Here is a 12,824-nt window from a genome sequence, read left to right as displayed (position 1 = left end):
ATGAATATTCTGATCGTCGCTGCCTTGTTCTTTGCATTGTCTGTGGCGCCAGTATATGCGCAAGAGTTTGCCAACCCTACCTTGACGCTACAGGAAATACAGATTCCGGCGCAGGACTTTAACAGGGTGAGGGCCGACGCAGAGTTCAAGAGCTTTGAAAAGTCGCACCATGGCAACTGGCAGGTGACCATACAGAACAACCTGCTTTACGCAAACCCAAAAGGAAATGCAGTGCTAAGGCTCTATGATGCAAACGATCATGAAAAATACATCGACATAGGCATGGGAAGCCCGCCTGAGCGCAGGTTCTGGGCAGCCTTCAACCTTCCTGACATAGGGTACATACCTGCTACCAAAGTTGACGTCAATGGATGGTCTCCTGACTCTAAGATAATTGCGGCCCATGGTGATTCGCCTGGGATTACCATCAGCAACGGAAAGAGGATAGTTGTCAGCAACGTGGACTTGAACGAGTTTGCAGTCGGCGGATATGCAGTATATGGGATGGACGAAAGGTCAGATCCGCCTGCAATAAACTCTGGCACGTTCACAATAGACATAATGTCAGGCGACGTATCAAAGAACCCGTTCCACTACTATCCGTTCATTGTGAGCGGGGCCGTCGGGGCCCTCATCGGCATATTATTGCTGATCAAGAAGCGCTCGTAGAATAATATTTGCAGAGCTTTTTTATCTTGCACACATCACACATCGGCGATACAGGCTTGCAGATGTTCTGGCCGTACATGACAAATGTATCGTTAATCTCAAGCCAGTATTTTTTTGGTATTTTTTCCATCAGGGCAAGCTCGGTCTCTTCTGGCGTCTTTGTGCTGACAAGGCCTAGCCTGTTTGAGATGCGGTGCACGTGGATGTCTACTGGTATGGCAGGCTTTTCAAACGCGTAAACTAGGACGCAGTTTGCAGTCTTTCTTCCAACTCCGGGCAGCGTGATGAGCTCGTCCATATCTTCAGGTACCTTGCCGTTGTACTGGGACTTGATTATCTTTGCAACATCGATTATCCTTTTTGCCTTTACATGGTAGAACCCGATTGACCTGATTATCTTTTCAACATCTCTTATCTTGGCAGATGCAAGCTCGTCGACTGTCTTGTAGTGCAAAAACAGATCCCTGACAACCTTTGTGGTGTTCTCATCCTTTGTCCTTGCGGACAGTATGGTTCCAATAAGGATTGCAAAGGGTCGGCCGTTCTCAACATCATGCAGCTGGCGCAACGCAGTCATGCGGGGCGGCCTGACTGAGTTCATTGTCTCCATCATGCCGCGCAGGATCTTTTCCATATTTCTACATGCAAGGCATTCAATAATAATTAAACTTGGAAAATTCCAATTAAGTATTATACGGCATTGGCCAAGATCATACCGTGGAGCTTACACGAGAAGAGGAGCTTGCGCTAAAGGGCGAATATGGGGAGACCATGGAGACTGCATACAGGATCCTGGTGGCAATAGGAGAGGCAACAAATGCAGAAAGACTCGTGCCGATCAAGTGGGCGCACCTCTCTGGCGTAAACTATAACACCATCGGCGATGCAGGCCAAGAGTTTCTCTCAAAGCTATCGCAGAACGCCAGAGTAAAGGTGATGACCACGGTGAACCCGATGGGATTTGATTTTGAAAAGGTATCAAACTATAACCTTTCAGACGAGTTCATACAAAAACAGAAGAGCATCAAGGAATCGTATGAAAGGATGGGCGTGGTTCCTTCGTTTTCCTGTATACCGTACGAGATATTTGACATTCCTCAGAACGGAACACAGGTATCGTTTGCGGAAAGTAACGCTGCAATTTATGCAAACTCTGTTAGCGGCCTGAGGACCAACAAAGAATCAGCGTTCTCGGCTCTGGCAAGCGCCCTGACAGGCAAGAGCCCGTATTCGGATCTTAGAAAGAATGACAAGCCCAACCTTACAATAAGAATGAAAGTTGACGAGCCAAACGAGATGACCATGGGAATGTTAGGCTACTTTGCAGGCAAGGTTGCAGACAATTCAGTTTCAATATCTGGAGTCAAAAACCTTGATAGGCGGAGCTGCAAATCCCTGTGCGGCGGCATGGGAACATCAGGACGATGCGGCAAGTTCTTTTTGGAGGATACTCCTGGTTCGGAGAAGATAGATTTTGACAAAAAAGAAATGCAGAATGTCTTTGATGAGCTAAACACTGCAGACAGGGGTGATATAGTGACACTGGGCAGCCCACAGCTGGGCCTTGGAGAGATGGAGGATCTTTCAGTGATGCTCAAGGGACGCTCGTTTAAGAAAAGGTGCATGGTGTTCTGTCCAAGAGCTGTACAAGAGCAGGCAAGAAAGCTTGGATACACAAACGAGATAGAGAGGGCAGGATGCGAGATTCTCTCTGACTGCTGCACGTGCTTGACGCCGCTTGTAGACAAAAGCCAGATAGACTCTGTGACTACAAACAGCATCAAAGGTGCATACTATCTGAAGAACTCGACGGGAGTTGATGTGAATCTAAAACCGCTATCACACATAATACGAGATGAGACAAAATGAAGGTGATAGTGAGGGGTAAGGCCAGCGGCAGCATTCTGAAGACAAACACGCCGATTAACTTTCTTGGCTCCGTTGACAAAAAATCGGGCATCATATCTGATGACAAGCACGATCTAGTTGGAAGGTCAGTCAAGAACTGCATCCTTGTATTTCCTCATGGGGTTGGCAGCAGTGTTGGGGCGTACACGATATACTCGTTAAAGTCAAGCGGCTCTGCGCCGTACGCGATGGTGTGCAAAAAGGCAGACATCACGGTGGCCTCAGGATGCGCGCTTGCCAACATTCCGCTGGTAATTGCATCAGAGCAAGAATACGAAAGGCTGCAAAGCGGCCAGCAGCTTAGCATTGACACTGACATGTTATAGAAAGTGCCTTACTACCTGGCCGTTTGGACTGCTCTCTCTGAATATTATTCCTTCAAACGAGAACACCCTGGTGTCTTCTTTCTTCCAGCAGTCTTGCGGCAGGCCTGCCTTCTGGCACGTATGAGCTAGAAACTCTTGTTCGTTCCAGCCATATTCGACCGGCACTTGGGGCAGCAGCAGGCCGGAGTATGGTCCCTGCTTTACTATGAGGCCGTCCCTGCCTACTTTGATTGATGATGGTATCTGGGATGGCTCGACTTTGAGCTCAACTGGTGGCGTGAGTACTGTTACCTCAAATGTTATCTTGTCAAGCTCATCAACCGTGACTGGGGGGAATCTGGGATCATTTGTTGCAGCAGCTATGGCAGCCTCTGGAAGCGCAGTATCAAGCCTGCGGGGCAGTGGAAAGCCTATGCAGCCTCTCAGATCAGATTCTTTTTCAAGTGTGACAAATATTCCACATTCAAAGGAGAATCGCTTTCTTTCATTTTCGTCCAGTTTGATTTTGCGGCCGCTCTTGACAAATTCGGTAACTATACTTCTTGCAGCTCTGACAAGACTGACGCCGTCCTCATCGCTTATTTTGTAATTCGACATTGACTTCACTTATGAATTTCTTCAAGTTTCTAATATGACTTCCCTCCCAGTAGATATGCTTGCAGTCAAGACACTGCCAGAACTGACTGATATGGGTGAGCTGAGGCATCAAGGTTATGATGGACCTGTCTGCTTTTTTAAGGCAACCATTACATGATGTGCAGCGCGCATTTGATGCGTCTACGGCGTATCTTAGATTACACACTCTTGCTATCTTGATTAGATGTTCCTTTTCAGAATGTGATTCAAGGTAGATTACTCTGATATCCTGCTTTTTGCATTTTTGCGCAAGCAGCTTGTCTTTTGTAATAATTGTGCGAGAGTCGGCTTTTGCAAGAGCGGCAATCTCCTCATCATTTATTGACGCAAAGTACTTGCAGTCAAAGCCCAAAATCCTTAATTTCTTTGCCAGCGTTCCAAGCATTGCGTCTGCAACAAACTCAGTCAACTTTGGAATGGACAACCTCTGTTATATGGCTCTGGCCTGCGGGCAAAACGCGAACATAGTCGTCGACGGTAAAGTTTTTTGCAATATCTTCTTCCAGTTTGATAAAATCAGACCGGAGCTTTTTTGCAACGTCCGGCATATCGGATCCTCCGGGTTTGATTATAGCAAAGCAGATGCAGTTTTTCTTTATTGGTTCTGGCGGACCGCACGTTATCATATGGCGGTTGTCTTTTTTCATGATTCCGATTGCAAGCACAAGATCTGAGATCTTTACGAAATTTTTTTGCCCTTCCAGCACAAAGGATCCTTTTGCGAGGAACTGCCCGCTTGGTGCTGCCTTTTTTACCTGCTCTGGGTTTATCCAGTAGGCACTCATTCCGTACATTGCCTCCCTCCATGCCCTGCTAAAGCATACAGTGGCATGGGCCACTTCATTTAGAGAGTCAAATGGGATCTGCTCTGGCACGTCCTTTAAAATGAAAAATGGCGAGCCAAACACTTCTGCATGGAACACCTTGTCTGACTTGGCAAGATGCTTTCTTATAATGGCCGAGTTTGACGAGGAGTCGCGGCCGCCTATTGCAAGGAGGTCATCGGATGTGAAGAACCAGCGGTACCGCTCAAACCAGCTCTTCTTTTGCATTTGTGTATATGAGATGGAATCCTTTGCTGTAACTGATTGTTTTCTGAGCTTTTCTATTGCTATTTGGTTTTTCTCCCTTAGGTTGAGTATGTATTGAATTGCAGATGCCTGCTTTTTTGATTCATCGTAAAGGAGTGAGGCTATTGCCGGTATGGAAGAGTTCTCCTTTATCTGCACTTTTTCACTGTTTATCTTTACATATGTTATTCCTTTTTCCTTGATGATCTCGGCGTTTTGTGACTTGAGGGTCTCAATAGAGCGGGGATCTGCTATTGAGATTACGCCTTGCGAGCTTAGTGCAAAAAGTGCCTTTGCCACCTTGGCTATTGACTCGGATTTTTCCTTCACCTGCTGGACTGCCCTGTCCTGCTCGTCTATTACACTTTGCAGCTCTGATATTTTTTTGTCAATCTCGGTACTCTGAGCTTTTTTGCCCTGCTCAAGCAGTGTCTTTGATAAAACCCTATCAAGTCCTTCCATGAAGGTCGGGACGTTTTCCGTATCTTGCGCACCATCAGGCTTTACTGGGTATACATCAAGTCCTTTCTCAGTTTTGAGTATTGCAGGCTCGTGCTGGCCACTGACAATTCTTTTTGTCAGGGTGCTTGCCACCTGGACGATCTGTTTTATGTCATCATGTGTTAGATGATCTGCAGGTGTTTCCAGATTAATTTTTGCAAGATTTAGTATCTGTTCGGCGTACTTTGCAGGCAGGCCGAAGGTTCTGCCAAGCCACCTAGCTATCGGTGTTGTAACTGATCTTGCCTCATCAAAATTCTTCTCGTTTATATCAAATATGTTAAGGCCCATCTGGGGAGGGGGGGCATATGTCATGCCGACTTTGAGCTCACGGTGTCTTACCTCGATGGAATGGAGCAGGGCAAGAATTTTCAGATTGCTATCGCAGAGCAGTAAGTTTCCGTCGCCGAAAAATTCGCAGATAAGCACAAATTCTTTGTCAAAACCTGAGAACGTTATGTATGCGATCCGCTCCACGCCTATCTGCTCTATTTTTGTTATCTTCATTCTTAGCAGGTCATCGCGCAGGCGCTTTATCATGCGGTTTTCCTCTATTTGGTCTATTTTGATGCCGGTAAGCCACATACCGATAGTTGAGAGCACCAAGAATATGTCTGGCTTTTCCGGATGGTGGAGCTTGAAGAGAATGCTGTTGCGATTTATTGCGTAAATGTTATTTACATAATATCCGTCAGCGGCTCGTGCTATTTCTTTTACAAGAAAGGTGAGCTCAATTCCAGCCAGCGCCATGCTGATCTTGCATAAAGCTGCAAATATACTCTTAATGATGCAGGTTCGACCAAAGACTTTAAACTGGATGGCTTTGAGTCACCGTAGAAATTTCATTGACCAAGCATCCAAAGAAAAAGGCCAATCCGGATGAGCCAAAGGACGAGGCGCCAAAGACTGAAGCGCCGGACAACATGGATGAGTCAGAGAGGCGCAAGAAGCTTCTTGACAGACTGTTCTGGATTAGAATAGGCATGGCAGCTATAGGCGGAATAATTGCCACGTTTTTGTTCGAGTCCATTGAGGGGGAGGAGAGGAGATGGGCTTCCATTGCATTCATGATTATAGTCTTTATTGCGTCTGCTATAGTCGGCAAGGGGATGAAGATAGGACTGCCTCCTTCCGATAGGAAAAAGATAGTCACAACAGGAATTGGCAGCTTTGTGTTCATCTATCTGTTTATGTGGATTATTACCTATACTCTGGTGCACCACCCGGACGTTACAATGGGTCCGATAAAGCCGATCTAGGGCATGTGGGAATACAGAACGCCAGGCATACCTGATGAATACTTTGAGAGAACAGAGGAGGTTCCAATAACAAAGGAGGAGCCAAGGTCACTACAGATAAGCAAGGCAAGACTGTCTGGGGGGTACATTGTATACGATATAGGCTGCGGCAGCGGCTCGATAACGGTTGAAGCTGCGCTGCAGGTAGGAAGGGATGGCAGGGTGTATGCGATAGATGTGGATCCAAAAGCAGTGGAGCTGACAAAGAAAAATCTTGCAAAGTTTGGAATTTCAAATGTTGATGTGATACTCTCTGATGCCAAACAAAAGATAGCAGAGCTGCCTCCAGCTGATGCAATTTTTGTAGGCGGTACTGGAGGTGACACTGAAGAGATAGTTAGGATGTGCTACGAGAAACTAAAGCCAAAATCAAGGATTGTGATTGGCGTGATTCTGATAGAGACGCTTTATGCAGTGCTAAATGTGGTGCAAGGTCTTGGCTTTTCAGAAATTGACATAACACAGGTTACGATATCAAAAAGCAAAAAAACGTCCACTGGAACTATGATGCTGGCAAGGAACCCGGTCACGATAATATCTGCCACAAAATAATGCACTTTTATCTAGGAAAAAATTGGTCTAGAGCATGCACGAGCTTGTCTGTGTGGGTTGCGGTCCGGGGGATCCGGAACTTTTAACGGTCAAGGCAGTCAAGGCAATCCAGTCGGCCGAGGTCATCGCGTGCCCGACGGCAAAGGAAGGCAAGCCTAGCATAGCGCTATCTGTGGTGGAATCACTGATTGGAAATCATGAGATAGTCAATCTGGTGTTCCCTATGGTAAAGGACAAGGACACGCTGGAGAGCACCTGGGAGAAGAACACACAGATTCTTGCAAACAAGGTTCTTGAAGGAAAAAAAGTCGTCTATCTTACTGTTGGAGATCCATATCTTTACAGCACGTGGATCTATCTGCACCGCGAACTGCAGCTAAAGTTTCCGCAGATAAAGATCTCAGTCATTCCGGGTATAGTCTCGATGTTTACGTTTGCATCAAAGGTTGGGATAAGCCTGGCGGAGGGGGCGGAGACCATGGCAGTGATACCATCATGCTATGATCTGTCACGTGTCAAGGAAACGGCAAAGAACTGCGATACTATGATATTTCTCAAGGATGGAAGGTATTTTGATCAGGTAATCAAGCTGCTAAAAGAATCTGGGTTTTCAGATGATTCGATATTTGCAATAGGGCAGGACCTTGGAACCCCAAACGAGATTGTAAGGAAGATGAGGCTTGGAGATGTCAATGAGAGCACGTTGACTACAAAGTATTTTTCTATAATGGTGGTAAAACGTGCATAAAGTCTACTTTGTGGGTTGCGGGCCTGGCGATCCGGATTTGATAACAGTCAAAGCAAAAAAGCTACTGCAAAAGGCCGACGTTGTGGTGTATTCGGGATCTTTGATACCTGAGAAGATACTTGGGATGTGCAAAAAGGCAAAAATGCATGATGCGTCAGGCCTGATAAGAGAGGAGATATTTGATATTTTGAGCAAGAATGCGAAAAGGGGCAAAACAGTTGTACGATTGCACGACGGGGATCCTGCCATTTACGGGGCAATCAGGGAGCAGACAGACAGTCTGCAAAAGGAGGGAATAGAGTTTGAGGTGGTCCCTGGGGTTACATCGTTTCTTGCATCATCTGCTGCCTTGGGCTTACAGCTTACGCTGCCTGGCATAACGCAGACAATAATCATCACAAGGGCAGAAAAGCGCACCAAGGTTCCAAGGCAGGAGCAGATAAGCGAGCTTGCAAAGCACAAGTCCACCATGATATTCTATCTGAGCGTGCACCTGTTATCTGATATAGTAAGGGAGGCAGTCAAGGGCGGATACGCGCTATCCACACCAACAGCTGTAGTGTACAGGGCAAGCTGGCCTGACCAGAAAGTAATTACTGGAACGTTATCTGATATTGTAAAGAAGGTCTGGGCAGAAAAGATAACACGCACAGCAATTGTGATTATCGGCGATGTGATACAACCAAAGTCATACGAGTATTCAAAACTATATGACAAGTCGTTCAGTCATGGATACAGAAAGGCAAAGGCTAGGCAGAATTTAAAATAAAAAGAAGAAGAAAGAGTTTTTAGGACTATGGTGTCAGTGCGTTAGCGGTTCCACCTACATTGATAGTCCACTGGACAGTCAATGAGTCACCGTTATTCATGCTGATGCTAGAGAATGTCTGTCTTGCAAACATGCCGTTTGTGGAGGCGTTTGTACCGTTGAACAGTCCTGACTCTGTTACGGCTTGTGTTGGTCCACTATTTGTAAATGTAGCCGCCATCACAGCCTGTGCGGTGGTGCCTGAACCGGAACCTGTTGAGTTAGTCCAAGTGATGGTGCTATATTTAATTCCAAGCCCGCTTGCAGTCAATTCTGCTCCAAGCCCAGTATTATCACTGGCAACTGTTGCAGAGCTGTTGCCAATTGCAATGTATCTGAATCCTTCAGTTATTGCACCTGTGCAAACGTTGGTACCAGTGCTACTTCCACCACTAGCACCAAACAACATTTTTGAAACACAGTTCTCACCGTTGTTTACAATTAGGTTGTCTGATTGTCTATATGCTTTGATGTTACCATCAGAGTCTGTCAATGTCGTGACTACATGTCCTGTAATTAGACCTGTGGCAGTCGTACTGGTTTGTGCGTCGCTTTTAATTCCGGTTATACCAAAAATAGTAGAACTAAAAAGGCCGGCTACAACCGCTAGTGCAACTCCAAGGACTAGTGTCGTTGTACTCAATTTCATTAACTACCAGTTCGGGTACAAGTATATAGAAATGGTGGAATTTTTTTTAGACAAAAAGCTCCAAAATGGCAATTATACGTGCTCATAGATCCGGTAAGACTGGATAACTCTTTTATTTTTAAATCCGTGACCTGATTTATGCTGGAGGTGTTATTTTTAGCCTTAGTGTTGTTTGCCGCCATGGCAGATGATTCTTTTGAGGCAATACCGATCACGTATTCTGGCACAATGGAGGATGTCCACTTTGATGGAAAGTGGTCGTTTGAAACGGAATGGAAACAATCAAGTCTTAACACCTATAATTATCCAGATGAACACCAAGCCGTACTTCGTACCGCACATCAGGGCGATTTTGTCTATATGTTTATCGACATGCTGACTGACTTTACACTTGACAAGGGAAAAGACAAGGCAGTTGTATGCTTTGATTCAAACAATGACAAAACACAATTTCTTGACCGTGATGACTATTGTATTGTGGCTATCTTGGATTCAAACTCCACAGTTTTCCAAGGTGATTTAGAACAAATATTCGTAGAGATCTCGCGTCCTGAAGGATTGGAATCTATAAGCACGGTTTCAGATGAGAATGACAGGTATTCAAGTATACCACACCCTGGATACGAGTTTAAAATACCAACAAGTTTGATCGGACGCAGTAATGAATACGGATTTTATTTCGCAGTATATGATGAAAACTCACAGAAATTGTTCACATATCCTCCTAATGTGACTGAATTTACACCGCAAAACCCCATGGTACCTGTACCTGCACAATGGGGAACCATCTACTCTCCAGACAAGTCACTGCCGGAATTTCATCTGCCATTTCTTGCATTACTGGCTTCAGTTAGTGTGATAATACTCTTATCAAGAACTGGATTGTTCAACCATACCTGAAATGGAACGATCACTTGAAAAACTAAACGACAAAGTGGTTAAATGTAAAAAATGTACTCGATTACACTCTTACATAAAGTCAGTAGCTAAAAATAAAGTAAAGCGATTTTATGATGACAAATACTGGGGCAAACCACTACCCAGCTTTGGAGATCCTAATGCAAAGTTACTGATCGTGGGTCTGGCACCAGCTGCACATGGGGGTAATAGGACAGGTAGAATGTTTACAGGAGACAGTTCTGGCGATTGGCTTGCAAAGGTTTTGTTTGATAATGGATTTGCAAACAAACCTACAAGTCAGAATAAAAACGATGGATTTACTCTCATTGATGCGTATATTACGGCAGCAGTACGATGTGCGCCTCCTGACAACAAGCCTACTAGGAATGAAATTATGACCTGTGCCGATTATCTAAAGCAGGAGTTGGCCTTGTTACAAGATGTTAAAGTGATAGTTTGTCTTGGCAAAATTGCATTTGATGCAGTAAAACGCTTATGTGGTGTCAAGTACCAAAACTTTTCTCATGGCCACAGGTTTTTCCATAACGGTATTGTGATTGTTGCAAGTTATCACCCGAGTAGACAGAATACCCAAACAGGCAAGTTAATTTGGAGTCAATGGAACAAGATCTTTCTTGATGTAAGGGCACTTTTGGCCAAATAATCATTAGTACATTACGAGTAAAAATCACTAATTCAATGGATTGCATCCAATTATGCATATAATGTGGGAATAACTAATACCAATTTCTATTATCTGGTACTATTCCGACACAGCTAACCATTATTTGCGAATTTTTTGTATTATTGCATACGAATCTGCTATAGATTATTGTAATAACGCTTCATAGAAACTTGAATTATAACCAATCATTCATTTTAATAAAACAAAAAGAATCTTTCGTCTTTCAAGTTCTTTATTCGTAAGTTGTGGAACTTGATTGGGACGAAAGTCCTGATGGAGAGGGTACGGATGGGAATCTTTCCCCAATTTGCTGTTCTGCAACCGCTGATGCTTCCTGCAATATCCTGTCTGTCTCCTCGTTTGATATTTCTGAATCCATGCTGAAGGCGTCCCCCGCAAGTGAATCCATCATCAAACCGCCTAGGGTTTGTGTCATTGCATTTAGTTCTGCATCTGCTTCTGGCATAAATCGGCCAAGTGATGATCTTAGTCCCTTCATGGTGGACATTGCTGGACCGATTGCAACCATTGCATCGCCCAAGTCGTGAATTGTAGTCAAACGTAGTTGTACTTGTTCTAATGCCATTCTTGCATTGCTTAGCATTTTTGTTACTTTGCGTATTTCAGCTAGTTCGTTTGACAACACTCTGCTTGCGCTTGTGTCGTGGTGTTGCATTGCAGCTACGATTCGTTTAAAAAGTTGAGCGTCACGTTCGTGCAGCTTGTTTAGCATTGAATCCATTTTTGAAATTTGCAGTTGCAGTTTGTTGACTGCAGTCTGAATTCTTGGTTTCAATGCTCCTTGCGGCTTAACAGAGTCTCGAAGTTTCTCTGATATGCTTGCAGTATCTTGACGTGCCCAATTCTTCTCGAAGCTGGTCATGCGCAACTGTTTAGAATTTAATTCTTAATTGCTGTAGTTGATTATAATCAACAGTTGAGTAAATTTAGCTGACAAGATGTAAATTGAAATACTATGCAATAACTACATGGGAAAAATAGTTGTATTTGATTCTGGTTTTGGTTCTCTATCAATAATAAAATCGATTCAAAAACATACCAAGTCCGATATCATCTATTTTGCTGATCAGAAAAATTATCCATATGGTATGAAATCTCCAAAAAAGCTTGAAACGATAATAAAAAGCAACATATCGTACTTGCGTAAAAAATTCAAACCCGATCTTATTGTTGTCGGCTCTAACACTCCATCTTTATTGTTTAGAAAATTATTTGAAGATGATGACACACTGATAGGTGTACTACCGCCCATACAAATTGCGCAAACTATTACAAAAACAAATTCAATCGCAATTCTTGTTACAAAATCAATTTCACAAAGTTTGGAATTGAATAATTATATCAAAAACAATATGTCCAATCAAATAAAAATTACAATAATTAATACAAGCTCTCTTGTTGATCTGGTTGAATCTGGAAAATTTATTCATGATGTAAAATTGTGTAATGATAAAATCGTTTCAGTTTTAAAACAAGAGTTTATTGCAAATGATATTGATGTTGCTACATTATCCAGCACACATCTGCCATTTTTGCTTTCATATATGCAACAATTATTTCCAAATGTAATATTTCTTGATCCTGCTGATGATGTAGCAAAACAAATTACAAGTCATAAGTCATTTTTTCCGTCTCCAAAAAATACTCTGAAAATATTTAGCTCAGCAAATTCAATTAGATTTCAAAAAAATTTGGAATTAATTGGAATAAAAGAAACTGTACATGATCTTGATCTAGATTGAATTTCTGATACTGTGATCACAAAATTTGTAATTTTGAACAAAATAGCAGTAATCCAATCTGGCATCATGAAAACTGTAATTTGCCATGGCGGCATGCGTTTTCACCCAAAAATTCCTCATGACTTATTCGATTTTTTTCATTAAATTAATTCAATAATGTCTGAAAATAAGATCGCTAATTTTCTAACTGGTATAGCTGATACTGCTAAAGTTGGAATTGCAAGCGACTCAATCGATCGGCGCAGTCTAATGATTCTGATTAAATCATCACGAGGTAACTAGTTTGAAAAGTGCAAAAATCATTTCATTAT

General features: G+C 43.4%; 16 protein-coding genes. 10 read left to right on the top strand and 6 right to left on the bottom strand.

All coding sequences use genetic code 11. The features are described from left to right. On the top strand, positions 1–669 hold the full coding sequence (locus NITUZ_RS08720) for a hypothetical protein (RefSeq protein WP_048197210.1): 669 nt from the start codon (positions 1–3) through the stop codon (positions 667–669). Here the strand turns inward: NITUZ_RS08720 and NITUZ_RS08715 are convergent. Beyond that, on the bottom strand, positions 653–1,303 hold the full coding sequence (locus NITUZ_RS08715; protein ID WP_048197209.1) for an endonuclease III domain-containing protein: 651 nt from the start codon (positions 1,301–1,303) through the stop codon (positions 653–655). The two genes, NITUZ_RS08720 and NITUZ_RS08715, sit on opposite strands and share 17 nt — an antisense overlap. Before the next feature lie 83 nt (positions 1,304–1,386). On the opposite strand from NITUZ_RS08715, the gene NITUZ_RS08710 reads away from it, so the two are divergent. Together NITUZ_RS08710 and NITUZ_RS08705 are read left to right on the top strand one after the other, a co-directional pair. Then, positions 1,387–2,538 carry an aconitase X gene (locus tag NITUZ_RS08710; RefSeq protein ID WP_048197208.1) on the top strand — a complete coding sequence of 384 codons (1,152 nt, stop codon included), beginning with the start codon at positions 1,387–1,389 and terminating at the stop codon, positions 2,536–2,538. Further along, positions 2,535–2,903 carry an aconitase X swivel domain-containing protein gene (locus NITUZ_RS08705; RefSeq protein ID WP_048197207.1) on the top strand — a complete coding sequence of 123 codons (369 nt, stop codon included), beginning with the start codon at positions 2,535–2,537 and terminating at the stop codon, positions 2,901–2,903. Before NITUZ_RS08710 ends, NITUZ_RS08705 begins: the two co-directional genes overlap by 4 nt. Here the strand turns inward: NITUZ_RS08705 and NITUZ_RS08700 are convergent. From NITUZ_RS08700 to rqcH, 3 genes are read right to left on the bottom strand one after another with little or no spacing between them, the layout of a single operon-like run. Then, positions 2,898–3,500, bottom strand: a complete 603-nt coding sequence (locus tag NITUZ_RS08700) for a TIGR00296 family protein (protein WP_048197206.1) — start codon at positions 3,498–3,500, stop codon at positions 2,898–2,900. The two genes, NITUZ_RS08705 and NITUZ_RS08700, sit on opposite strands and share 6 nt — an antisense overlap. Further along, positions 3,475–3,948, bottom strand: coding sequence for a Mut7-C RNAse domain-containing protein (locus NITUZ_RS08695; protein ID WP_155991562.1), 474 nt, complete (start codon positions 3,946–3,948; stop codon positions 3,475–3,477). The genes NITUZ_RS08700 and NITUZ_RS08695 overlap by 26 nt, the downstream gene beginning before the upstream one ends. After that, entirely contained in the window at positions 3,941–5,860 is a 1,920-nt protein-coding gene (gene rqcH / locus NITUZ_RS08690) for a ribosome rescue protein RqcH (RefSeq protein WP_048197205.1), read from the bottom strand. Before rqcH ends, NITUZ_RS08695 begins: the two co-directional genes overlap by 8 nt. A 95-nt stretch (positions 5,861–5,955) precedes the next feature. Between rqcH and NITUZ_RS08685 the strand changes: the two genes are divergently transcribed. The 4 genes from NITUZ_RS08685 to cobM are packed head-to-tail and all read left to right on the top strand — an operon-like array spanning position 5,956 to position 8,477. Next, the gene (locus tag NITUZ_RS08685; RefSeq protein ID WP_048197204.1) at positions 5,956–6,369 is read left to right on the top strand and encodes an EMC6 family protein; all 414 of its coding nucleotides are present in this window, start codon (positions 5,956–5,958) and stop codon (positions 6,367–6,369) included. 3 nt (positions 6,370–6,372) lie between these two features. After that, on the top strand, positions 6,373–6,960 hold the full coding sequence (gene cbiT / locus NITUZ_RS08680; protein WP_048197203.1) for a precorrin-6Y C5,15-methyltransferase (decarboxylating) subunit CbiT: 588 nt from the start codon (positions 6,373–6,375) through the stop codon (positions 6,958–6,960). A gap of 34 nt (positions 6,961–6,994) precedes the next feature. Further along, entirely contained in the window at positions 6,995–7,708 is a 714-nt protein-coding gene (gene cobI, locus NITUZ_RS08675; RefSeq protein WP_048197202.1) for a precorrin-2 C(20)-methyltransferase, read from the top strand. Beyond that, positions 7,701–8,477 carry a precorrin-4 C(11)-methyltransferase gene (gene cobM / locus NITUZ_RS08670; RefSeq protein ID WP_048197201.1) on the top strand — a complete coding sequence of 259 codons (777 nt, stop codon included), beginning with the start codon at positions 7,701–7,703 and terminating at the stop codon, positions 8,475–8,477. Before cobI ends, cobM begins: the two co-directional genes overlap by 8 nt. Before the next feature lie 25 nt (positions 8,478–8,502). Here cobM and NITUZ_RS08665 read toward each other — a convergent pair whose 3' ends face one another. Next, positions 8,503–9,165 carry a hypothetical protein gene (locus tag NITUZ_RS08665; protein WP_052370153.1) on the bottom strand — a complete coding sequence of 221 codons (663 nt, stop codon included), beginning with the start codon at positions 9,163–9,165 and terminating at the stop codon, positions 8,503–8,505. Positions 9,166–9,345: 180 nt separating this feature from the next. Here NITUZ_RS08665 and NITUZ_RS08660 point away from each other — a divergent pair, with 180 nt between their 5' ends. Both NITUZ_RS08660 and NITUZ_RS08655 read left to right on the top strand, forming a co-directional pair. Then, positions 9,346–10,065 carry a hypothetical protein gene (locus tag NITUZ_RS08660; RefSeq protein WP_155991556.1) on the top strand — a complete coding sequence of 240 codons (720 nt, stop codon included), beginning with the start codon at positions 9,346–9,348 and terminating at the stop codon, positions 10,063–10,065. Between the two features lies 1 nt (position 10,066). Next, on the top strand, positions 10,067–10,729 hold the full coding sequence (locus tag NITUZ_RS08655; protein WP_048197199.1) for a uracil-DNA glycosylase: 663 nt from the start codon (positions 10,067–10,069) through the stop codon (positions 10,727–10,729). 253 nt (positions 10,730–10,982) lie between these two features. On the opposite strand, the gene NITUZ_RS08650 is transcribed toward NITUZ_RS08655, so the two are convergent. Further along, positions 10,983–11,633, bottom strand: a complete 651-nt coding sequence (locus NITUZ_RS08650) for a Snf7 family protein (RefSeq protein WP_048197198.1) — start codon at positions 11,631–11,633, stop codon at positions 10,983–10,985. Between the two features lie 106 nt (positions 11,634–11,739). On the opposite strand from NITUZ_RS08650, the gene NITUZ_RS08645 reads away from it, so the two are divergent. Then, positions 11,740–12,513, top strand: coding sequence for a glutamate racemase (locus NITUZ_RS08645; protein WP_048197197.1), 774 nt, complete (start codon positions 11,740–11,742; stop codon positions 12,511–12,513). The last annotated feature ends 311 nt before the right edge of the window (positions 12,514–12,824 follow it).

The sequence above is a fragment of the Candidatus Nitrosotenuis uzonensis genome, from assembly GCF_000723185.1.
In the GTDB taxonomy this organism is placed as follows: Archaea; Thermoproteota; Nitrososphaeria; order Nitrososphaerales; family Nitrosopumilaceae; genus Nitrosotenuis; species Nitrosotenuis uzonensis.
This window is presented reverse-complemented; position numbering and strand designations above follow the sequence as displayed.

Coding starts and splice junctions, on each gene's coding strand:
- rqcH (WP_048197205.1), bottom strand. CDS start 5,860: ATGGCGCTGGCTGGAATTGAGCTCACCTTTCTTGTAAAAGAAATAGCA.
- NITUZ_RS08645 (WP_048197197.1), top strand. CDS start 11,740: ATGGGAAAAATAGTTGTATTTGATTCTGGTTTTGGTTCTCTATCAATA.
- NITUZ_RS08715 (WP_048197209.1), bottom strand. CDS start 1,303: ATGGAAAAGATCCTGCGCGGCATGATGGAGACAATGAACTCAGTCAGG.
- cobI (WP_048197202.1), top strand. CDS start 6,995: ATGCACGAGCTTGTCTGTGTGGGTTGCGGTCCGGGGGATCCGGAACTT.
- cbiT (WP_048197203.1), top strand. CDS start 6,373: ATGTGGGAATACAGAACGCCAGGCATACCTGATGAATACTTTGAGAGA.
- NITUZ_RS08655 (WP_048197199.1), top strand. CDS start 10,067: ATGGAACGATCACTTGAAAAACTAAACGACAAAGTGGTTAAATGTAAA.
- NITUZ_RS08720 (WP_048197210.1), top strand. CDS start 1: ATGAATATTCTGATCGTCGCTGCCTTGTTCTTTGCATTGTCTGTGGCG.
- NITUZ_RS08650 (WP_048197198.1), bottom strand. CDS start 11,633: ATGACCAGCTTCGAGAAGAATTGGGCACGTCAAGATACTGCAAGCATA.
- NITUZ_RS08660 (WP_155991556.1), top strand. CDS start 9,346: ATGGCAGATGATTCTTTTGAGGCAATACCGATCACGTATTCTGGCACA.
- NITUZ_RS08700 (WP_048197206.1), bottom strand. CDS start 3,500: ATGTCGAATTACAAAATAAGCGATGAGGACGGCGTCAGTCTTGTCAGA.
- NITUZ_RS08665 (WP_052370153.1), bottom strand. CDS start 9,165: ATGAAATTGAGTACAACGACACTAGTCCTTGGAGTTGCACTAGCGGTT.
- NITUZ_RS08705 (WP_048197207.1), top strand. CDS start 2,535: ATGAAGGTGATAGTGAGGGGTAAGGCCAGCGGCAGCATTCTGAAGACA.